The sequence below is a fragment of the Alteromonas marina genome, from assembly GCF_000808575.1.
In the GTDB taxonomy this organism is placed as follows: Bacteria; Pseudomonadota; Gammaproteobacteria; order Enterobacterales; family Alteromonadaceae; genus Alteromonas; species Alteromonas marina_A.
Map to the genome: position 1 here is coordinate 1 of NZ_JWLW01000052.1, position 205 is coordinate 205.

1 protein-coding gene is annotated in these 205 nt (G+C 46.8%); it reads left to right on the forward strand.

Annotation, left to right across the window (positions count from 1 at the left end; all coding sequences use genetic code 11):
- A partial coding sequence (locus RJ41_RS19210) for a hypothetical protein (protein WP_039222391.1) occupies window positions 1-205 on the forward strand: 205 nt, incomplete at both ends.

Here is a 205-nt window from a genome sequence, read left to right on the forward strand (position 1 = left end):
GGTGACTGGGGGTATGTGCGCATACCTTCCACTGGTGAGGCAGATATTGCCTATGCTGCTTTCAGCTATGGTGGCGATAACAACACACGGGCTGATCATCCAGCACAAATAATTATCGACGGTAAAGCTGCTTTACGTAACGTCTCTATATCAAATATTGAGGATGTCTCTACCACTTATGACCGTGCCCATGGCGTATTGATAC